General features: G+C 67.9%; 22 protein-coding genes. 12 read left to right on the plus strand and 10 right to left on the minus strand.

Translation table 11 applies throughout. The annotated features are described in order from the left end of the window. Positions 1 to 42 precede the first annotated feature (42 nt). On the plus strand, positions 43 to 402 hold the full coding sequence (locus ACLKOY_RS11545) for a hypothetical protein (protein ID WP_436453733.1): 360 nt from the start codon (positions 43 to 45) through the stop codon (positions 400 to 402). Between the two features lie 21 nt (positions 403 to 423). On the opposite strand, the gene ACLKOY_RS11550 is transcribed toward ACLKOY_RS11545, so the two are convergent. Further along, positions 424 to 1,011 (minus strand): Lrp/AsnC family transcriptional regulator, encoded by a 588-nt coding sequence (locus ACLKOY_RS11550; protein WP_258184332.1) that lies wholly within the window; start codon positions 1,009 to 1,011, stop codon positions 424 to 426. A 149-nt stretch (positions 1,012 to 1,160) separates the two neighbouring features. On the opposite strand from ACLKOY_RS11550, the gene ACLKOY_RS11555 reads away from it, so the two are divergent. From ACLKOY_RS11555 to ACLKOY_RS11575, 5 genes are read left to right on the plus strand one after another with little or no spacing between them, the layout of a single operon-like run. Then, complete coding sequence (locus tag ACLKOY_RS11555) at positions 1,161 to 2,747, plus strand: ABC transporter substrate-binding protein (RefSeq protein WP_436453734.1); 1,587 nt, start codon at positions 1,161 to 1,163, stop codon at positions 2,745 to 2,747. Between the two features lie 13 nt (positions 2,748 to 2,760). Continuing rightward, positions 2,761 to 3,822, plus strand: coding sequence for an ABC transporter permease (locus ACLKOY_RS11560; protein ID WP_436453735.1), 1,062 nt, complete (start codon positions 2,761 to 2,763; stop codon positions 3,820 to 3,822). Further along, positions 3,819 to 4,730 carry an ABC transporter permease gene (locus tag ACLKOY_RS11565; protein ID WP_363573404.1) on the plus strand — a complete coding sequence of 304 codons (912 nt, stop codon included), beginning with the start codon at positions 3,819 to 3,821 and terminating at the stop codon, positions 4,728 to 4,730. Before ACLKOY_RS11560 ends, ACLKOY_RS11565 begins: the two co-directional genes overlap by 4 nt. Further along, the gene (locus tag ACLKOY_RS11570) at positions 4,727 to 5,593 is read left to right on the plus strand and encodes an ABC transporter ATP-binding protein (protein ID WP_436453736.1); all 867 of its coding nucleotides are present in this window, start codon (positions 4,727 to 4,729) and stop codon (positions 5,591 to 5,593) included. Before ACLKOY_RS11565 ends, ACLKOY_RS11570 begins: the two co-directional genes overlap by 4 nt. Next, the gene (locus ACLKOY_RS11575; RefSeq protein WP_436453737.1) at positions 5,586 to 6,425 is read left to right on the plus strand and encodes an ABC transporter ATP-binding protein; all 840 of its coding nucleotides are present in this window, start codon (positions 5,586 to 5,588) and stop codon (positions 6,423 to 6,425) included. The genes ACLKOY_RS11570 and ACLKOY_RS11575 overlap by 8 nt, the downstream gene beginning before the upstream one ends. Before the next feature lie 238 nt (positions 6,426 to 6,663). Here the strand turns inward: ACLKOY_RS11575 and ACLKOY_RS11580 are convergent, their stop codons facing one another. Then, complete coding sequence (locus ACLKOY_RS11580; RefSeq protein ID WP_436453738.1) at positions 6,664 to 7,362, minus strand: hypothetical protein; 699 nt, start codon at positions 7,360 to 7,362, stop codon at positions 6,664 to 6,666. A gap of 226 nt (positions 7,363 to 7,588) precedes the next feature. Between ACLKOY_RS11580 and rpsF the strand changes: the two genes are divergently transcribed. The 4 genes from rpsF to rplI all read left to right on the plus strand — a co-directional run bounded on the left by rpsF (position 7,589) and on the right by rplI (position 9,267). After that, on the plus strand, positions 7,589 to 7,957 hold the full coding sequence (rpsF, locus tag ACLKOY_RS11585; RefSeq protein ID WP_042541520.1) for a 30S ribosomal protein S6: 369 nt from the start codon (positions 7,589 to 7,591) through the stop codon (positions 7,955 to 7,957). A 5-nt stretch (positions 7,958 to 7,962) separates the two neighbouring features. After that, on the plus strand, positions 7,963 to 8,478 hold the full coding sequence (locus ACLKOY_RS11590) for a single-stranded DNA-binding protein (protein ID WP_042541519.1): 516 nt from the start codon (positions 7,963 to 7,965) through the stop codon (positions 8,476 to 8,478). A gap of 70 nt (positions 8,479 to 8,548) precedes the next feature. Beyond that, complete coding sequence (gene rpsR, locus ACLKOY_RS11595) at positions 8,549 to 8,803, plus strand: 30S ribosomal protein S18 (RefSeq protein WP_042541518.1); 255 nt, start codon at positions 8,549 to 8,551, stop codon at positions 8,801 to 8,803. 11 nt (positions 8,804 to 8,814) lie between these two features. After that, the gene (gene rplI / locus ACLKOY_RS11600) at positions 8,815 to 9,267 is read left to right on the plus strand and encodes a 50S ribosomal protein L9 (protein WP_140038506.1); all 453 of its coding nucleotides are present in this window, start codon (positions 8,815 to 8,817) and stop codon (positions 9,265 to 9,267) included. A 113-nt stretch (positions 9,268 to 9,380) separates the two neighbouring features. On the opposite strand, the gene ACLKOY_RS11605 is transcribed toward rplI, so the two are convergent. The 6 genes from ACLKOY_RS11605 to ACLKOY_RS11630 all read right to left on the minus strand — a co-directional run bounded on the left by ACLKOY_RS11605 (position 9,381) and on the right by ACLKOY_RS11630 (position 14,899). Continuing rightward, the gene (locus ACLKOY_RS11605) at positions 9,381 to 9,872 is read right to left on the minus strand and encodes a hypothetical protein (protein ID WP_436453739.1); all 492 of its coding nucleotides are present in this window, start codon (positions 9,870 to 9,872) and stop codon (positions 9,381 to 9,383) included. Further along, on the minus strand, positions 9,869 to 10,159 hold the full coding sequence (locus ACLKOY_RS11610; RefSeq protein ID WP_436453740.1) for a WXG100 family type VII secretion target: 291 nt from the start codon (positions 10,157 to 10,159) through the stop codon (positions 9,869 to 9,871). Before ACLKOY_RS11610 ends, ACLKOY_RS11605 begins: the two co-directional genes overlap by 4 nt. Next, positions 10,159 to 10,575 carry a hypothetical protein gene (locus ACLKOY_RS11615; protein ID WP_363573417.1) on the minus strand — a complete coding sequence of 139 codons (417 nt, stop codon included), beginning with the start codon at positions 10,573 to 10,575 and terminating at the stop codon, positions 10,159 to 10,161. Before ACLKOY_RS11615 ends, ACLKOY_RS11610 begins: the two co-directional genes overlap by 1 nt. Further along, positions 10,572 to 11,777 (minus strand): hypothetical protein, encoded by a 1,206-nt coding sequence (locus ACLKOY_RS11620; RefSeq protein WP_436453741.1) that lies wholly within the window; start codon positions 11,775 to 11,777, stop codon positions 10,572 to 10,574. Before ACLKOY_RS11620 ends, ACLKOY_RS11615 begins: the two co-directional genes overlap by 4 nt. A 235-nt stretch (positions 11,778 to 12,012) precedes the next feature. Then, complete coding sequence (locus ACLKOY_RS11625) at positions 12,013 to 13,662, minus strand: beta strand repeat-containing protein (RefSeq protein WP_436453742.1); 1,650 nt, start codon at positions 13,660 to 13,662, stop codon at positions 12,013 to 12,015. Between the two features lie 109 nt (positions 13,663 to 13,771). Further along, positions 13,772 to 14,899 (minus strand): hypothetical protein, encoded by a 1,128-nt coding sequence (locus tag ACLKOY_RS11630; RefSeq protein ID WP_436453743.1) that lies wholly within the window; start codon positions 14,897 to 14,899, stop codon positions 13,772 to 13,774. A 554-nt stretch (positions 14,900 to 15,453) separates the two neighbouring features. Between ACLKOY_RS11630 and dnaB the strand changes: the two genes are divergently transcribed. After that, entirely contained in the window at positions 15,454 to 16,827 is a 1,374-nt protein-coding gene (gene dnaB / locus ACLKOY_RS11635) for a replicative DNA helicase (RefSeq protein WP_042541564.1), read from the plus strand. Positions 16,828 to 16,901: 74 nt separating this feature from the next. Beyond that, positions 16,902 to 17,096: a three-helix bundle dimerization domain-containing protein gene (locus ACLKOY_RS11640; protein WP_363573425.1), complete on the plus strand. Its 195-nt coding sequence runs from the start codon at positions 16,902 to 16,904 to the stop codon at positions 17,094 to 17,096. A gap of 24 nt (positions 17,097 to 17,120) precedes the next feature. Here the strand turns inward: ACLKOY_RS11640 and ACLKOY_RS11645 are convergent, their stop codons facing one another. Next, positions 17,121 to 17,519, minus strand: coding sequence for a low molecular weight phosphatase family protein (locus ACLKOY_RS11645; protein ID WP_436453744.1), 399 nt, complete (start codon positions 17,517 to 17,519; stop codon positions 17,121 to 17,123). Positions 17,520 to 17,541: 22 nt separating this feature from the next. Continuing rightward, positions 17,542 to 18,216, minus strand: coding sequence for an ArsR family transcriptional regulator (locus ACLKOY_RS11650; protein ID WP_436453745.1), 675 nt, complete (start codon positions 18,214 to 18,216; stop codon positions 17,542 to 17,544). Positions 18,217 to 18,250: the final 34 nt, after the last annotated feature.

Below are 18,250 nucleotides of genomic sequence, written 5' to 3' on the forward strand. Positions count from 1 at the left end.
CAGGGCTTCAGCGCACCCGAGAGTGCCCTCCATAATCGGAGTGTGAGCTCGACTGCAACCATTCCCTCGCTCGACGGCCGCCGGTTCCGGATGGTCTCCTCCACCACTTCGGCGGTAGACCCCGAATCGCCCAGCGAGTTCGTCTATTGGGAGAAGGACGGTGCGATCTGGGGCGACTACTCCGGTGACACCGTCACCTTCGGACGCTTCGTCGGCACCCGCACCGGCGACACCATCTGGGTGTCGTTCGTGCACGTGCTCGTCTCAGACGGCGCCGTCGTGACCGGAGACGGCGAGAGCCAGCTCGAACTCACCGACGACGGTCGCATCCGACTCGTCGAGCACTACGAGATGCACGGACTGCCGCAGCTCAGCGTGTGCGAAGAGGCCGCAGCAGCCTGACCTCGGATTCGAGCTCGCCCGTCAGCGCGGCGGGAGCATGTCGCGACCCGGCGTCGCCGGCGTCCATCGCGTCATGCCCAGCGGAGTCGCCAGATCGCGTTCGGGCAGGTCGCTCGGCAGCAGGAACGACCGGCGGATCACCTCGTCGAGCACGACCACGCTGACGACGGTGCGCACCTCGGGCAGCTGTGCGATGACGCCGGTCGTGAACTCGTGCACGCCACTCACATCGACGGCGCGTATGAGCAGCATGGCGTCGTGCTCGCCCGTGGTGATGGCACACCACTCGACGTCGGGCATCTCGAGCACGCTCTCGCGGAACGACGCCCAGGCCTGCGGGTGCACGGTGACGAACACGAGCGCGCCGATGGACAGTCCCGCCTTGGACTGGTCGACCCGGGCACTGAACCCCGTGATGACGCCGTCCTGCATCAGCGTCTCGACGCGCGTGTAGGCGTTCGCGCGGGAGATCCCCACGGTTTCGGCCAGTGCGGCGATCGAGATGCGACCGTTATCGCGCAGCGTCTCGAGGATTCTGTATCCGATGTCGTCCAGTGGGGCGGCACTTCGTCCAGATTGCTTCACGGCTTCGTCGCTCTTGGTGGACACAATGCTCCTCATGGGCGGGGTCTTGGACAGACTGTGATGACGTCTGCATTCTTGCTGGACACATAGTCCCATACAATGCGAATCTGATCACCGGTCGTCCACCCGGCGTCGACCGAACCCGATGAAACTCCTCGCCCCTGGAGGCCCATATGTCGTCACGTCGCAGCACGTCCGTCATCGCGATCGGAGCTGTCGCGCTCTTCGCTCTCGCTGGTTGCTCCGGTGGCAACTCGGCGAACAACGGGGGAGAGTCCTCCGGTTCCGACTCGCTGGTCATCGACACCGCGTTCTCGATCGAGACCGCCGACCCCGGCCACACCTATGACCCGACCGGCAACATGATCGCCAAGGCGCTCTATGAGACCCTCGTCGACTTCGAGGGCTCGGATGTCTCGACCCCCGTGCCCGGCCTGGCGTCGTGGGAGCAGAACGACGAGGCGACCGAGTTCACCTTCACGCTCGAGGGCGACCGCGTCTTCTCCGACGGCTCGCCGATCGAGGCGAAGGACGTCGTCTTCACCCTGCAGCGCATCCAGGGCATGACCGACGCCAAGCCGAACTTCCTCCTGGGCGGCCTGACGATCACCGAGGTCGACGAGAAGACGATCTCGATCACCTCCGAGACTCCGCTGCTGCAGCTCCCCGCGATCCTCGCCAACCCGGCGCTCGGCATCGTCAACTCCGACGTGGTCATCGAGAACGGCGGATCGATCGACGGCTCCGACAGTGCGCAGAGCTTCCTCGACGGTGAGTCCGCCGGTTCCGGTCCGTTCGTGCTCGACACGCTCGACCTCTCGTCGCAGGTCGTGCTGACAAAGAGCGACGAGTACAACGGCGACGAAGAGGCGGCCTACGGCCGCGTGGTCGTGCGCAACGTTTCGGAGAGCGCGACGCAGCTCGCCAACCTCAAGGGCGGCGACTCGATGGTCGCGATGGACCTCAACGGCGACCAGGTCGCAGGTCTCGGCGACGGACTGAACGTCGAGTCGGTGCCGTCGGGCCAGACGATCTTCCTGCTGCTCAACCAGTCGGAGGCGGTCGCGGGCGAGCTCGCGAACGTCAAGATCGCCGAGGCGATCCGCTACGCACTCGACTACGACGCGCTGCTCGAGCTCGCAGGTGCGGGTGCCGTGCAGGCGACCGGCGTGATCCCGCCCGGATTCGAGGGCGCCCTCGACACCGGTATCGAGCAGGACCTCGACAAGGCCGAGGCCGCTCTCGCCGAGGCCGGCTACACGGGCCAGACCCTGAAGCTGCAGTTCCCGAACGACTACCCGGTCGGTGGCGTGGAGTTCACCCCGCTCGCCGAGCGCGTCCAGGCGCAGCTCGAGGATGCCGGCATCGCCGTCGAACTCGCTCCGGCCCCCTTCGCCACCGAGCTCGACGCGTACGTCAACGGCACCGAGGGCTTCGGCCTGTGGTTCTGGGGTCCGGACTACGCCGACTCCGCGAACTTCCTTCCGTTCGCTCCGGGTCTGAAGGTCGGTTTGCGCGCAGGCTGGGCCGCCGAGGCCAACCCCGAGATCGCGGGCATCGCAGCCGGTGCTGCGGCCGCGACCGACGAGGCCCAGCGCAGCGAGGCCTTCACCTCGTTCGCCGAGGCGATGCAGGCCGAGGGCCCCTTCGTGCCGCTGATCGTCCCCGGCCGCAACATCGCCACGGCGGATGCCGTCACCGGCGCCGTGTACAACTCGGTGTGGGAGATGGACATCGCCGAGATCACGCCCGCCGGCTGATCGGGGCTGACTGATGACGACGGTGGCCGTGCGACGGCAGGCTCAGCGTCGCAGGTCGCCGCTCGTCGGATACCTGCTGCGCCGGATCGGCACCTCGCTGCTCCTGCTCGTGGGGGTCACGATCGTGACCTTCGCGCTGACGAACCTCGTGCCCGGCGACCCCGTGTCGGCGGCGCTGGGTGAGGGAGCATCGCAGAATCCTGAGACGCGTGCGGCGTTCATCAAGGCCCAGGGCCTCGATCAGCCGCTCTTCGTCCAGTACTTCATCTACATGGGCAACCTGCTTCGAGGAGACCTCGGAACATCGCTGGTGACCGGGCGACCGGTCACCAGCGACCTGGCCACCGCGGTGCCGGCGACGATCGAGATCGCGATCGGCGCCATCATCCTCAGCCTCGCGGTGAGCGTCGTGCTCGGAACGCTCGCGGCCTACCGTCGCGGGCTGGTCACCGACCAGGTCATCCGCATCGTGACGCTGATCGGCCTGAGCGTGCCGACCTTCTGGCTCGCGCTCGTCAGCTTCTACGTGTTCTTCCTCGAGCTGCGCATCGCGCCCGGCTCCGGTCGCATCTCTCCGGCGATCACGCCGCCTCCCCGCATCACCGGCCTCTACACGGTCGACTACCTGCTCAACGGAGACGGAGTCGGTTTCGCTGACGCTCTCGCACACCTGGCCCTGCCGGTCGTGGTGCTGTCTCTCGTGACGATCGGTCTGCTCACGCGCTTCATCCGCACGTCGGTGCTCGAGGTGCTCGGCAGCGACTACGTGCGGGCGGCCCGCGCCAAAGGTCTTCCCGCGATGCGCGTCATCCTCGACTACGTGCTCCGAGGCGCATCCCTGCCGATCCTCACCGTCGTCGGCGTCGCCTTCGGCTCGCTGCTCTCGGGCACCGTGCTCGTCGAGTCGGTGTTCGCGTGGCCGGGTCTGGGCACCTATGCCTACAACTCGGCGGCGAACCTCGACCTGCCCGGCATCATGGGCGTCGGTCTCGTCGTCGGCTTCATCTACCTCCTCATCAACTTCGTCGTCGATCTGCTCTACGGCGTCCTCGACCCGAGAGTGAGGATCGCATGAGCCGCATCGACTCGGCATCCGGCGCCTGGCGGTTCCGGTTCCGCTGGCCCCGCGCCTGGCGCACGCCGCTCGGCGTGATCGGCACCGTCATCGCCGGAGCATGGATCATCGTCGCCTTCACCGCGCAGTGGTGGGTGCCGTACGGCCCGAACGCCCAGGTGCTTCCTCGTCTGCAGGCGCCGGGCATCGACACACTGCTCGGCACCGACGGCAACGGGCGAGACATCTTCTCGCGCCTGATGACCGGTGCGACGGTGAGCCTTCCGCTGGCGCTCATGCTCGTGATCGCCGCGATGATCATCGGCACCGTGATCGGTGCGGTCGCCGGCTACTTCGGCGGCTGGGTCGACGAGACGCTCATGCGCATCACCGACCTGTTCATGGCGTTCCCGACCGTCATCCTCGCGATGGTGGTGGCTGCGTCGCTCGGGCCCTCGCTGTTCAATGCGGTGATCGCGGCGATCGTGGTCTCGTGGCCGCAGTACTCCCGAGTCACCCGCAGCATCGTGCTCGGCCTGCGCGGGCAGAACTACGTCATCGCGGGTCGCCTGCTCGGCCACTCGCCTCTGCGGACGCTGTTCATCGACATCCTGCCGAACATCGCCGGACCCGTGCTGGTGCTCGCGACGCTCGACATCGGTGCCGCGATCCTGCTGCTCTCGGGTCTGTCGTTCCTCGGCCTCGGCGCGCAGCCGCCCACGGCCGAGTGGGGTTCGATGATCTCCGCCGCCATGCAGAACTTCGACGCCTGGTGGCTCGGAGTCTTCCCCGGTCTCGCGATCCTCACCGTGGTGCTCGCCTTCAACTTCCTCGGTGACGCGATGCGCGACATCCTCGACCCGACGGCCGAGGTCACGCACGAGAAGCAGGCCGAGCACGTGGCATCGGCGAAGGGGGCGACAGCATGACCGGTGCACCCGCTCTCAGCATCCGCGATCTGACGATCGAGATCGGTCGTCCGCTCGTGCACGGCGTCTCGCTCGACCTCGAGCCCGGACGCATCCACGGCCTCGCCGGAGAATCCGGATCGGGCAAGACGCTCACTTCGCTCGCTGTGCTCGGACTGCTTCCGCGGCAGGCGCGTACCGGCGGATCCATCGTGCTCGCGGGGGAGGAGCTGGTCGGCATGCGCCGCCGGGCTCTCAACCGCATCCGGGGCAAGCGCATCGCGATGATCTTCCAGGACCCCTCGGCGTCGCTGCACCCGCAGCTGCCGATCGGCCGCCAGCTCACCGATCACATGCGCGTGCACCTCGGCCTGCGCGGCGAGCTCGCGAGGGCCAGGGCCATCGAGCTGCTCGAGACCGTGCAGGTGCCCAACCCGGATGCCGCGCTCAAGCGCTACCCCCATCAGTTCTCAGGCGGGCAGCGGCAGCGCATCGCGATCGCCTGCGCTCTCGCGTGCGACCCCGAGGTGCTTCTGGCCGATGAGCCGACCACCGCGCTCGACGTCACCGTGCAGGCCGGCATCCTGCGGCTGCTGCGCGACCTCGCGACCGAGCGCAACCTCGCCGTGCTGCTCGTCACGCACGACCTGGGTGTCATGAGCGCGATCGCCGACGAGGTCGCCGTGATGAAGAACGGCCAGATCGTCGAGCGGGCAGACCGCGAGACGCTGTTCCGCGACCCGCAGCACGAGTACACCCGCGCGCTGCTCGCGGCCCTGCCGGGGTCGAAGCTCGAGATCGCCTCACCTGACCCCGCTCTCATCGATCCGGTGATGTCGGATGCGGCCGTGAAGGGTGCCGAAGAGGAGGCCGCAGATGAGTGAAGTAGCCGTCCTCGACGCGCAGGGCGTTGTCGTGCGCTACCCCGGGAGCCCGCCCGTCGTCGCCGTCGACGGAGTCTCGCTGACCGTCGCACCCGGAGAGACCGTCGCGCTCGTGGGCGAATCCGGCAGTGGCAAGTCGAGCCTGGCCCGCGCGGTCGTCGGCATCGAGAAGCTCGCCGGGGGAGAGGTGCGCTTCCGCGATGCGCACGTCAAGCCGCTGGGCATCCGTCGGCGCGACCTCGCGCTCACCGGCATCCAGATGGTGTTCCAGGATCCGTCGACGTCGCTCAACCCGCGGCGCCGTGTGGGCGAGCAGATCGCCGACGGCATCGCCACTGCGCGTGCCCGCGGAGCCGAAGGATCGACTGTCGCAGAGTGGCTCGAACGGGTCGGGCTGCCGACCGAGGTCGCGACGCGCTTCCCGCATCAGTTCTCGGGCGGTCAGAAGCAGCGGCTCGCGATCGCGCGGGCGCTCGCCGCACGGCCGTCGCTGCTCGTCGCCGACGAACCGATCTCGGCTCTGGATGCATCGACCCAGACGAGCGTCGCGGGGCTCATGCGTGACCTGGTCGCCGAGTCCGGTGCGGGCATGCTGTTCATCTCGCACGACCTCGCCGTGGTGCGCCGCATCGCCGACCGCACCTTCGTCATGTTCGCGGGGCGGGTGCTCGAAGCGGGGGCGACCGATCGGGTGTGGTCTGCGCCGCAGCATCCGTACACGCAGGCGTTGCTCGCCGCGATCCCCGAGCCCGACGGCGCCGGGCGCATCCCGGTCGCCCCCTCGACGAACGAGCGCACCGTCTGGTCGGAGATCGCCCCCGTCATCGACTGACGTGCCTCGCCTGTTCCCTCGTTCGGGCGCTCGGGAGGAGCTCTGCCCCTCGGGAGGAGACCTGCGCCTGGGGAGGACATTTCGAGCCTGAGTCTCCTCCCGAAGGAGGGTTCTCCTCTCGAAGGGATGGCCCCACGGGATGGCCCACGGGATGACCAGAACGGATGCTGCGCCAGAAAGCCCCGGAACGCACTGCGGGCCGAGGCGATCGCCCCGGCCCGCAGCATCCGCTCGTGGATCAGAGAGGTGCGACGATGTCCTGCTCGACGTCCCACTCGGTGATCTCGAGCGAGGTCTCGATCATCTGGCCGGCGGCCTCGGTGCTGCCGGTCGTCGCCAGCACCACGTAGTCGTCGGTGACCTCGAACACCACGTCGACAGGCACGCCCTGCGCCTCGGACGTGCCGCTGACGAGGTAGACGTCCTGACCCAGGCGGCTGCCGGTTCCGGTGACGGTGAACTCGCCGGTCAGCGCGCCCGCGGCGGTGGCCGGGTCGGTGCCCGCCGCCGTCGCCGCGCCGCTGCTGAGCGCGGCCACGATCGGGTCGCTCGAGTTCGGGTCGGCGACCTGCCAGTCGGTCGTCGGCGTCTTGACCCAGGCGTCGTCGCCGATCAGGATCAGCAATCCCATGGGCGTGATCGTCTCGACGGCATCCGTCGCGGGGTTGTACCGGGCGGTCGTGTCCATGCCCAGGATCGACGTCTTGGCCTGGTAACCGGCGGTGTCGGTCATCGCCTCGGTGATGCACGCGCCGAGCGCGGTGCCGTCGACGGTCGCCCCTTCGGTCAGCTCGGGGCAGTCGGACTCGGGCGCGGTGGTCTCCTCCGCGGCCGCGGTGGGCTCATCTTCGGCGGGCTCCTCGGCACCCGCGGTGCACCCGGTGAGCAGTACGGTGGCGGTCAGGACGATGCCGACCCCCCATTTGTTGACGCGCATGGCGTTCCCCCTTCGGTCGTGTGCGCGCTGAGTGTCAGCCCGCACGCTCTCCAGCATGCCAACTGCTCGGAGATACGCGTGGGGGCAGGCCGAAGGATTCTCCGCTAGACTGTAAAGGTTGTCTGCCATCAGGCACCCACTCGGGTGGCTCGGCGGATGACGTTCACACACCCTCCTGCTTCCGGGAACGTCCCGGAAGCCGTTCTAGTCCGAAGGAGGTGGGTAAGTGACGCACCAGTACGAACTCATGGTCATTCTGACCCCCGAGATCGACGAGCGCCAGGTCGCTCCTACGCTCGACAAGTTCCTGAAGGTCATCACCAACGATGGTGGCTCGATTGACAAGGTCGACATCTGGGGTAAGCGCCGTCTGGCTTACGAGATCCAGAAGAAGAACGAAGGCATCTACGCCGTCGTCAACTTCACCGCTACCAGCGAGGCCACGCAGGAGCTCGACCGTCAGCTGAAGCTGAACGAGCAGATCATGCGCACCAAGGTCCTCCGTTCTGAGGAAGCTCAGGCGATGGTCGCGTTCGAAGCGAAGCGCACCGAAGAGAAGGCTGCTCGCAAGGCCGCCAAGGCTGCGAAGGCCTGAGTCCGATGGCCGGCGAAACAGTCATCACCGTGGTGGGCAACCTCACGGCCGACCCCGAGCTGCGCTACACGCAGAACGGACTGCCGGTGGCGAACTTCACCATCGCTTCGACGCCTCGGAACTTCGACCGCGCCGCCAACGAGTGGAAGGACGGCGAAGCGCTGTTCCTCCGCGCGTCGGTCTGGCGCGAGTTCGCCGAGCACGTGGCGGGTTCGCTGACCAAGGGCATGCGCGTCATGGCGCAGGGCCGTCTGCGTCAGCGCTCCTACCAGGACCGCGAGGGCAACCAGCGCACCGCTATCGAGCTGGAGGTCGACGAGATCGGCCCCTCGCTTCGGTACGCGACCGCGCAGGTCACCCGTGCGGCGTCGACCGGTGGCGGCGGCGGTGGTGGCGGCGGACAGTCGCGCCCCGCACAGCAGCAGCAGGTGTCGGAAGAGCCGTGGTCAACGCCCGGCTCGTCGACGAGCGCAGATGCCTGGAGCACTCCGGGCAGCTTCGGCGACGACACCCCCTTCTGAACAACTTCTGGAACCGGGTCCCTGAGCCTGTCGAAGGGCTCGGCATCCGTCTCATCATTAAGGAAAAACAATGGCTGGAAAGTCTAGCGGCGACCGCCGCAAGCCGCGGAAGGGTGGCAAGCCCACCGCTCCCGCGAAGTCGATCCGGGTCGGAGTCATCGATTACAAGGATGTCTCCACCCTCCGCAAGTTCGTCTCGGAGCGTGGCAAGATCCGCGCCCGTCGTATCACCGGTGTTTCGGTGCAGGAGCAGCGTCTGATCGCCACCGCGATCAAGAACGCACGCGAAATGGCACTCCTGCCCTACGCTGGCGCCGGCCGGTAAGGGGTATCGAGATGGCAAAGCTGATTCTCACGAACGAGGTCGCCGGGCTTGGTAGCGCCGGTGACGTGGTCGAGGTCAAGAACGGGTTCGCCCGCAACTACCTCATCCCCAAGGGCTTCGCTACGGCGTGGACCCGCGGTGGCGAAAAGCAGGTCGCTTCGATCCAGGCTGCTCGTCAGGCTCGCGCGATCCACGACCGCGACGAGGCCGTGGCGCTGAAGAACTCCCTCGAGGCCACCAAGGTGCGCCTGGCCGTCAAGGCCGGCAACGAGGGTCGTCTCTTCGGTTCGGTCAAGACCGATCACATCGCGGATGCTGTCGCAGCCGCGGGTCTCGGCTCGATCGACAAGCGCAAGGTGCACATCCCGTCGGCGATCAAGTCGACCGGTGAGCACGAGGCCACGGTTCGTCTGCACGACGACGTGACCGCAGTCATCACGCTGCAGGTCGTCGCCGCCAAGTGACGACGTCGGCGGGCCGCTGAGCCCGTCGAAGTATGAACGCCCTCTGTCCTTCGGGACAGGGGGCGTTCTGCGTTCGTGGCCGGTCTGTGTCGCGGATCGTCTGGCGAAGTCGGCTAGCGGGTGAGACCGAGTTCGGCGGCGCGACGGGGATTCGCAGGCAGCGTCTGGTCGACGTCGACGGATCGTGACCAGCCTTCGTCCTCGATGGGGACGCCGCGCGAGGCGAGAGCGCTCACGGCCTCGTCGACCCCGTCCACGAAATCTCCTCCGACGTGGGAGCCCGCGACGAGTGAGACGATCACGCGGATCGAGTGCGCGTCGACCGGGCCGATCCAGGTGACGGCGACGCCTCGGGCAGACAGCGGACCGAGCCTGGTCGTGAGGGCCGAGAGCCCGCTGCCGCCGATCAGCACATCGCCGACGACCGACCCGCGTCGGTAGACCCGCTGCACTCCCGCCTCGGCACCAGGTGCGTCTGCACGGAAGTGGGCAGCGTGCATCGCACGGTCGATCTCGACCAGGGCGACGTCTGCGGCATCAGCCGGAATGCGGAATGTCCGTGCGCCGTTGACGGCCCACCGCAGGCGGCCCGGATCCTCTGTCACCGTGGCCACCCCTGGGCGAGCGACCGCTCGAGGTCGCTCAGCCCCGTCGACCATTCGTCCGCCAGCTCGCCGGCAGCCTTCGCGATGGACGCGAGCTCGATCATCTGGCTCGTCCAACGGCTATGCGCTGCGGCGTAGGCCGCCTGGGCTTCGCCGCTCCAGCGGTGGGAGAGGTCGTCGGACATCGATTCCAGCCGGGCGAGCGCCGCGCTGATCTGCGCGCTGCTCGAGGAGATCTCCGCCGCCAGGGCGGTGATCCGCGTCGGCTCCGCTTTGAGGGCCGCCATCAGATCCCCCTCTCACGTGCTGCCATGTCGCGGAGCATCGCATCGATGCGTGCACCGCGTGCGGTCGTCTCTGCGTGCAGGGCGCGCAGCTCCGCTCCCGGATCACGCGGATCGCCCGGTGCTGTGCGCCGCAGGGCTTCGACGAGCGCCTCCGATTGTCGGGCTCCGGTCTCACGCACGAATGCCGCCTCGACCGAGTCGTCCTCCCCGGAGAGCACGGCCTCTCGCGTCGTGAGGTTGAGATCGATCCGGCCCTGCAGCACTTGCCATTCGCGCCCCAGCATCCCCGCGCGGGCCTGCGCGGCGAAGGCCTCCTCGGCGTCTTCCGCCTCCCCCGGAGGGAAGAGCTCGTCGAGCTCCGATCGGACGGCGGCGAGGCGCTCCCGCCACGCGGCAGGGTCGTTCGCAGAGATCATGCGTACTTCCTCGTGGTCTGGAGGAGGACCTGGGCCAGATCCTCGAGGCGGAGGACGTTCTCCACCAGCTGGGCGCGGGCCGACACGACGCTCTCGATCACGTCGTAGATGATGTTGATGATGGAGTAGATCAGGCGGATCACTCCGAAGATCTTGGTCGCGGGGGGGGGGAACTCTGCCGCGGCGACGATCCACCCGGCGATGGGGACGGTCGCTTCGAGCGCCATGCGAAGGAGCGTCTGCGAGAGCTGGTTGATCGCGAAGCCGATGGTCGCGGCCGCGGTCTTCGAAGCCAGGACCAGCTGGCCGACGAGACCGGCGACGGTATCGGCCACGCTTCCCAATCCGTAGGCCCCGAGTCCGATCGCCGTCATCCCGCCCTGATAGGCGGTCCCGGCATCGCCCTCCCAGAAGGCGGCCGTCTCGGCGAGGCCGGCGCTGTTGTCGGAGATCGCGCGCATCGCCTCCCCGACGTGGGTCCACGCCTGCTGCACTTCCTCGATGCCCGTCCAGTCCCCGGCGAACGGCTTCATGATGACGTCTTCGAGCAGGCTCATGCCGATGAGCTGCTCGATGAGCCAGTCGACACCGCCCAGGACCGGCCCGGCGCCCCATCGCATGTTCTCGATCTCGCTCTTGGCGGCGTTCGGGGCGACCAGCCACGACGACGCATCCGCTCGCTCGCTCACAGAACCGCCGCCCGGCCATCCGTCGATGCGGGAGGTCGCGTTCTCGTAGAGGTCGGTGACACCGTCGGACAGCGTTCCCGGCGTCTCGACGAGCTCAACGATGAGATTCGGTTCCGGCGCGCCGTGGTCGGCATCCGCAGCAGAACCGGCAGCGCCGAGCGTGGGCGAGGACGACAGAGGACTCTGGTACGGAGGGAGGCTCAGGCCGATCTGCTGCATCAGCTGCTGAGCGGCCTGATGGGCCTGCTGTTCGTGGGCTTCGTACGAGCGCGCGGCATCATCGACCCGATCGGCCGCCAACGCGCAGACCTGCCCGAAGGCGTCTGCCGCCTGCACTCCGAGCATGGCCACCACCAGCGAGACCCCGGTGAACGGCAGCATGACGATGCCCGTATCCGATGGCGTGAGGACGCCGTAGCGCTGGATGTAGTCGGCGATCGCTCGAGTGTGCGTCTCCTGCTGCCTCCGCAGTACCTGCGACGCGAGCGCCATCTGACCGTAGTCGACCTGCATGTTGAACCTCCCCCTCAGAGAGTCTAGGCGTATCGTCATCGGCCTCATCTGAAGCGTTTGCGGCGGGTTCCGGGCACGACGGATGCCCCGCGCTGGGGACGCGGGGCATCCGTGAACTGTGCGGCATCGCAGACGCGGGCAGGTCTGGGGAACCTGCGCAGGGCATCACGGGACCCGCACACCGACGGTGTCGCATCTCCTCCCCCGAGGACGTCGACACCGCCGGGGTCTGCGGCTACGCCGTCATGGGGCGACGACGCAGCATTCCGGCTCCGAGGAGGAGCAGGAATGCTGCGAGGGAGGCGAAGCCGAGCGAGGTGGAATCACCGGTGGCGGCGAGTCCCTCTGCCGGGGCGGATGCTGTCACGGCCGCGCCGCCTGCGACAGCTGTCGCACGCGTGCCGGCGTCGGTGCCGGCTCCCGTGGCTGCGCCGGGATCGGTTCCGGGGTCAGTTCCGGGGTCGGTTCCGGGATCGGTTCCGGGGTCGGTTCCGGGGTCGGTTCCGGGGTCGGTTCCGGGGTCAGTGCCGGGATCGGTTCCGGGATCGGTTCCCGGATCGGTTCCCGGGTCGGTTCCAGGATCGGTCCCCGGGTCGGTTCCGGGGTCAGTGCCAGGATCGGTCCCCGGGTCGGTTCCGGGATCGGTTCCGGGATCGCTCGGGGGAGCCGTGACCGTGCTCTCGCCGACTACGGAGATCGCGTTGCCGCCGATCGTGATCGGAAGAGTCACGGGTGCGGTGATCTGAGTGCCGCCGAGGATCCCGTCGTCGCCGGTGGTGGTGCTGCCGGTGGACGGTGTTCCTGCGATAGGTGCGGTGCTGCCGGCTCCACCTCCGGCCTCGCTGTCTCCGACGACGGAGACGGCGTTGCCGGTGGCGGTGATCGGCGCCGTCACGGGTGCGGTGATCTGGGTGCCGCCGAGGATTCCATCGTCACCGGTGGTGGTGCTGCCGACGGACGGGGTTCCCCCGGTGGTTCCGGTGGAGCCGGTCCCGCTCGTCGACTCGCTGTCTCCGACCACGGAGATCGCGTTGCCGCCGATGGTGACCGGTGCCGTGACGGGTGAGGTCACCTGCGTGCCGCTCCCGATCGCATCGGTACCCGACGTCTCCGGCGCAGTGGTGCTGCCTCCGGACGCGGGTGCGGTGGTGCCGCTGCTTCCGGTGCTCTCGCTGTCTCCGATCACGGAGATCGCGTTGCCGCCGATCGTGACGGGTGCCGTCACGGGTGCGGTCACCTGCGTGCCGCTCGCGACGCCGTCGTCGCCCGACGTCGACGGCGCTGTGGATCTGGTTGCGCTGCCGCTCGAGGGCGCCGGTGCTGCGGCATCCTGTCCGAGGGTCTCGCTGTCGCCGAGCACTGCGATCGAGTTGCCCGACACGGTGATGGGCGCGTCGACCTGAAGCAGGCCCTGGGTGCCCGACAGCAGACCGTCATCGCCGTTCGTCGTGATCGCCGGAGCGGGGGCCGGTGCCTGGGAAGCCTCGGCCGGCGCCGCCGACTCGCTCGACGAGTCGCCGAGCACGGTGATCGCATTGCCGGTCACTGTGACCGGCGCGACCACGTCCACGACGGCCTGGGTGCCGGAGGCGGTGCCGGAGTCACCGCTCGTGGTGGGGGCCGGTGCGGGAGCCGGAGCCGGTGCCGGCGCTGGTGCCGGAGCCGGAGCCGGCGCCGGGGCCTGCTGAGCGGACGAATCTCCGAGCAGGGAGACGGCGTTGTCGACGACTGTGACGGGCGCCGAGATCGCGGTATCCGCTTGGGTGCCCGAGAGCAGCCCGTCTTCTCCTGAGGTGTCTGCCGCGTTCGCGGCCGTCGCGCCGAGCAGGGTGATCCCGCCGGCGAGAAGCGTGCCCCACAGGGCCCGCTTGATGTATGTACGCATGATGACCTTCTCCTGACTGGAATTGGGTGTGTCTGGATGGGTGCGCGCGAAGAGCATGTGCGCGCGCAGCACGGCATCTGCCGTTCACGAGGAACGACCGGACAACCCCTCAGTCAGGAGAGACGGCAGTGTCGGCGACCAGTGACGTCGGCAAGACGTCGTCGGGTGCGCCGGGGGAGCGCTCCACAGCACGGAGCGCAGAAAGACCCGCGTCGCTGAGGAGCGCGGGGGAGAGTGAGGAAGCTCCGCTCGAACCGGCGGAGGAAGAGGGCGCCGCGGGAGCTCCGGCGGGCGGTGCCAGCGGCGAGTGCCCCCGGTCGGATGCCGGCACAGTCGTGGCAGGCTCAGCGATGGGCGCCGCCGGCTGGAGGTCGGATGCTTCCGTCCCGGCGAGCTGAAGGCGCGCGACCGCGGGGGAGGAGGCGCCTGCCCGCGCATCGGCTGCTGCAGAGGCGACTCCTGCAGGGCTGGAGCCGAGCGGCGCCGCTCCGAGAGGATCGGATTCGGATTCGGGTTCGGATGCCGGAATGGCGGGCCGAGTGGGCGTGACGCCCGAGACCACCGGCGGCACGGTGTCGTCGACGACCCCGCCGACGATCGGTGTCGTGTGGTCGATGATTCCGACGACCGCGTCGATCACGGTGGGCACTCCGAGGTCGTCGCTCACGTCTCCGACGATCGGCAACTCTGCGATCACATCCGTCACGGGCGTCACGATCGACGCCACCGGGGATCCGTCGATCAGATCGGTCACCGGAGTGACCACGGCCTCGGCGGTGTCCACGGCGACGTCGATGATCGGCGACGTCGCTGGGCCGACGACCGGAACCTGCGCGATCGTCTCCGAGACGTGGTCGACGGTCGGCTGAGCAATCTGCTGCACGGGCTCGACGACGTGGGTGACGACGGGTGCGGCGACGTGGGTGACGACGGGTGCGGCGACCTGGGTGACGACCGGCTCGACGACCTGGGTGACGACCGGTGCAGCCACCTGCGTGACGACGGGTGCGACCGGCGCCGCGACCGGTGCAGTCACTGCCGTCACCGTGTCTTCGACGGTCGAGACCGTCTCGCTCACGACAGACGCGGCGCCGCCGAGCAGCGAATCGTTCGAGCTGTCGTCGGCGCTCGCAGACGACCCTCCGGTGAAGACCGTGATCGCCGCCCACGCGACCGCGCCCAGGCTGCCCCAGAGGGCGACAGCCGGAAGGCCGCGCCGGGCTTCTTGAGCGTTCACGTCGACTTCCCTCCCCCGAGAGCCATCGTTCGTCGTCGACGCACGCTGCGTCGATTGCCGGTGACGATACTCCCGGTATATCGCGATGTCTAGAGGGTTCCGCTCGAAAACCGCGAGATCGCGCGCACATTTCAGAGGGTTGCGCAGTGTGACTCGCCCGGTTGAATCTCGGCTTGACTTTCCCCAGGTTCTACACATCCCCCACCGGATTCGATCAACCTTCAACGCCCGGTTGAACCACGTTCTCATCCACAGGCTGGGGAAACTCTAAACCCCAGGTCAACGGAAAAAATAGAACTCTATTTCGAGGTACTCCACCGAGTTATCCACATGTGTTCTGCACAGACTCTCCGGACTTGTTCGCACGCTTTCCACATAGTTATCCACAGGGCATGTTGCGACCGAAAACCGCCGCTCGTAGCGTGGTCCAGCGACCCGATGTCGGAAGTGCCTGGTTTGCTGTGCGAACGGTCCTTCTCGAGCTGAATCGCATCGAGTGACCGACGCAGCCGGCACCGAGCACACCGGAAGAACGTCGCATCGAAGGGAGCAGCGTGTCGATCGCCGACATCTCAGAGGAGCGCCTCGGGGGCAAGCGTCCACCAGAGCGCACACCCCCGCACGACACGCTCGCCGAACAGAGCGCGCTGGGCGGAATGCTCCTCTCGAAAGATGCTGTCGCCGACGTGATCGAGACGCTCAAGGGCGCTGACTTCTACATCCCCAAGCACGAGCTCATCTTCGAGGCGATCCTGTCGCTCTACTCGCACGGCGAGCCGACCGACGTCGTCGCCGTCACCGACGAGCTCATCAAGACGGGTGAGCTGAGCCGCGCCGGCGGGGCCGACTATCTGCACACACTCACCTCGATCGTCCCGACTGCAGCGAACGCCGGCTACTACGCGGGCATCGTGTCGGAGCGGGCGATCCTGCGTCGCCTGGTCGATGCGGGCACCCGCATCGTGCAGCTCGGTTACGACGGCCAGGGCGACGCGACCGACATCGTCAACAACGCTCAGGCCGAGATCTACTCGATCACCGGCTCGGAGACCGCCGAAGACTACGTGCCGCTGCAGATCGCGGTCGACGCCGCGCTCGAGGAGATCGAGGCGGCCAGCGGCCGCGACGGCTCGATGACGGGCGTTCCGACCGGCTTCAAAGAGCTCGACGAGCTCACCAACGGTCTTCACGGCGGGCAGATGATCGTCGTCGCCGCGCGTCCTGCGATGGGTAAGTCGACGCTCGCGCTCGACTTCGCGCGCTCGGCATCCATCGGTCACAACATCCCCTCCGTCTTCTTCTCGCTCGAGATGGGCAAGAGCGAGATCGCGATGCGTCTGCTGAGCGCCGAGGGGCAGATCCCGCTGCAGAACATGCGTAAGGGAAACCTCGACCCTCGGGACTGGACGACGGTCGCCGCGACCCGAGGACGCATCAACGATGCCCCCCTCTACATCGACGACAGCCCCAACATGACGCTGGTCGAGATCCGGGCGAAGTGTCGTCGACTCAAGCAGCGTGAGGGGCTGCGGATGGTCATCATCGACTACCTGCAGCTGATGACGTCGGGCAAGCGCGTCGAGTCGCGTCAGCAGGAGGTCTCGGAGTTCTCGCGAAGCCTCAAGCTCATCGCCAAGGAGCTGCAGGTGCCGGTCATCGCACTGTCGCAACTGAACCGTGGTCCTGAGCAGCGCACCGACAAGAAGCCCGCGATCAGCGACCTGCGTGAGTCCGGCTCGATCGAGCAGGACGCCGACATGGTGATCCTGCTGCACCGCGACTCCGTCTACGACAAGGACGTTCGTCCGGGCGAGGCCGACCTGATCGTGGCCAAGCACCGTAACGGCCCGACCGCGACGATCACCGTGGCCTTCCAGGGTCACTACTCGCGCTTCATGGACATGGCACCGGGCGGCGACTTCAACTGATCCGGTGTGTACGCCTCGTTCAGGCTCGAATCCCGCTCTAGGTTGAGCCGACCTGCGCGGCGTACGATGCTGCTGTGGCGACGAACATCAATCCGCAAGAGATCGTGAAGCAAGTCACCGACCGACTGGCTGAGCGCTATCCCGAAGTCCAGCAGGAGCACATCTCGTCGCTCGCCGTCGAGGAACTCGGAAAGATCTCGAACAGCAGGGTCACCGACTATCTCACCGTGCTCACCGAGCGCGCTGTCCGCAGCCGTCTCGCGAAGTAGTCCGTCGGCGGCGGGGCTTCGAGCTCAGCGCGTGAGCAGCGTCTCCCGGATCTTCGCGGCCACGGCCTCGCGCAGCGGGCGCACCGCGTCGGCATCCCACGACTCGGGGTTCGGGAACGACCACTCCAGCACCTCGCCGCTGGGGGTCGAGGGCAGGGCGAGCCCTGGCTTCATCAGCACCACGACATCGGCCGCGTCGAGGTCGTCGCTCGTGACGGCGCGGGGCACCCGGTCGGTGATGTCCATGCCGAGCTCTGCGACGGTGGCGGCCACTGCCGGGTTCACCTCGTCTGCGGGTGAGAGACCTGCGGAGGTCGCGACGAAGCGATCGCCGGCCAGGTGCTGCAGCAGAGCGGCGCCGAGTTGAGAGCGGCCGGCGTTGTGCTGGCAGATGAACAGGACGGTCGGGGCGGTGTCGGTCACGGGTTCTCTTTTCTGGTGGGGTTCAGCTGGCGGCGAGACGGGGCGCAAGCTGGATGATCCGGCGCTCCAGCTCGTCGTAGGCGGTGTCGAAGGCGTCGACGGAGCCGATGCGCACCGGGTCGGGGATCGACCAGTGCAGGTGACCTGTGACGCCGAGCTCTTCGTGCGCGTTGTCGCAGACGGTCACCACGAAGTCCGAGTCGGTCACCACGGCGTCGTGAGCGCGGGGCGGCTCATCGGGCAGGTCGAGGGAGTGGCGATCTGCCGCGGCCATTGCGCCGGGATCGATCCGCTCGGCGGGGTGCGTTCCCCCGGACGATGCGGGGATGCTGCTGTGGGCCGACCACAGCGCTGCGGCCAACTGGGATCGGGCCGAGTTCGCGGTGCAGACGAACACGACGCGGTTCGCACGCTCGACCCGCCCCGGTGTGAGTCCGTGCAGTGCGGTGTCGGTCAGGTGCACATAGCTGCGCCGCTTGTCGGCCTCCGACCGCGAACGCGCCACGATCCCGACGGCTTCGAGCGCGTTCAGGTGATGCGTGATGAGGTTCGCCGGAAGCCCCAGGGCCACCCGGATCTCGGTGGGGGACAGGTCGCCCAGAGTCAGCAGGTCGACGATCCGCAGGCGGGATGCGTCACCCAGCGCCGCGTGCTTCGCTGCACGGGCGTCGACATCGGTGATTTGTTCAATGTTCATTGTTTCAATCTTGACTGAATTACCCCGCCCGGGT

The sequence above is a fragment of the Microbacterium sp. K2 genome, from assembly GCF_051365005.1.
GTDB classification, from domain to species: domain Bacteria; phylum Actinomycetota; class Actinomycetes; order Actinomycetales; family Microbacteriaceae; genus Microbacterium; species Microbacterium foliorum_B.

What these genes read in the sequence shown, in the direction of transcription:
- ACLKOY_RS11555 (WP_436453734.1), top strand. Translation starts at nt 1,161, where the DNA reads ATGTCGTCACGTCGCAGCACGTCCGTCATCGCGATCGGAGCTGTCGCG.
- ACLKOY_RS11560 (WP_436453735.1), top strand. Translation starts at nt 2,761, where the DNA reads ATGACGACGGTGGCCGTGCGACGGCAGGCTCAGCGTCGCAGGTCGCCG.
- ACLKOY_RS11565 (WP_363573404.1), top strand. Translation starts at nt 3,819, where the DNA reads ATGAGCCGCATCGACTCGGCATCCGGCGCCTGGCGGTTCCGGTTCCGC.
- ACLKOY_RS11570 (WP_436453736.1), top strand. Translation starts at nt 4,727, where the DNA reads ATGACCGGTGCACCCGCTCTCAGCATCCGCGATCTGACGATCGAGATC.
- ACLKOY_RS11575 (WP_436453737.1), top strand. Translation starts at nt 5,586, where the DNA reads ATGAGTGAAGTAGCCGTCCTCGACGCGCAGGGCGTTGTCGTGCGCTAC.
- ACLKOY_RS11580 (WP_436453738.1), bottom strand. Translation starts at nt 7,362, where the DNA reads ATGCGCGTCAACAAATGGGGGGTCGGCATCGTCCTGACCGCCACCGTA.
- ACLKOY_RS11590 (WP_042541519.1), top strand. Translation starts at nt 7,963, where the DNA reads ATGGCCGGCGAAACAGTCATCACCGTGGTGGGCAACCTCACGGCCGAC.
- rpsR (WP_042541518.1), top strand. Translation starts at nt 8,549, where the DNA reads ATGGCTGGAAAGTCTAGCGGCGACCGCCGCAAGCCGCGGAAGGGTGGC.
- rplI (WP_140038506.1), top strand. Translation starts at nt 8,815, where the DNA reads ATGGCAAAGCTGATTCTCACGAACGAGGTCGCCGGGCTTGGTAGCGCC.
- ACLKOY_RS11610 (WP_436453740.1), bottom strand. Translation starts at nt 10,159, where the DNA reads ATGGCGGCCCTCAAAGCGGAGCCGACGCGGATCACCGCCCTGGCGGCG.
- ACLKOY_RS11615 (WP_363573417.1), bottom strand. Translation starts at nt 10,575, where the DNA reads ATGATCTCTGCGAACGACCCTGCCGCGTGGCGGGAGCGCCTCGCCGCC.
- ACLKOY_RS11620 (WP_436453741.1), bottom strand. Translation starts at nt 11,777, where the DNA reads ATGCAGGTCGACTACGGTCAGATGGCGCTCGCGTCGCAGGTACTGCGG.
- ACLKOY_RS11625 (WP_436453742.1), bottom strand. Translation starts at nt 13,662, where the DNA reads ATGCGTACATACATCAAGCGGGCCCTGTGGGGCACGCTTCTCGCCGGC.
- ACLKOY_RS11650 (WP_436453745.1), bottom strand. Translation starts at nt 18,216, where the DNA reads ATGAACATTGAACAAATCACCGATGTCGACGCCCGTGCAGCGAAGCAC.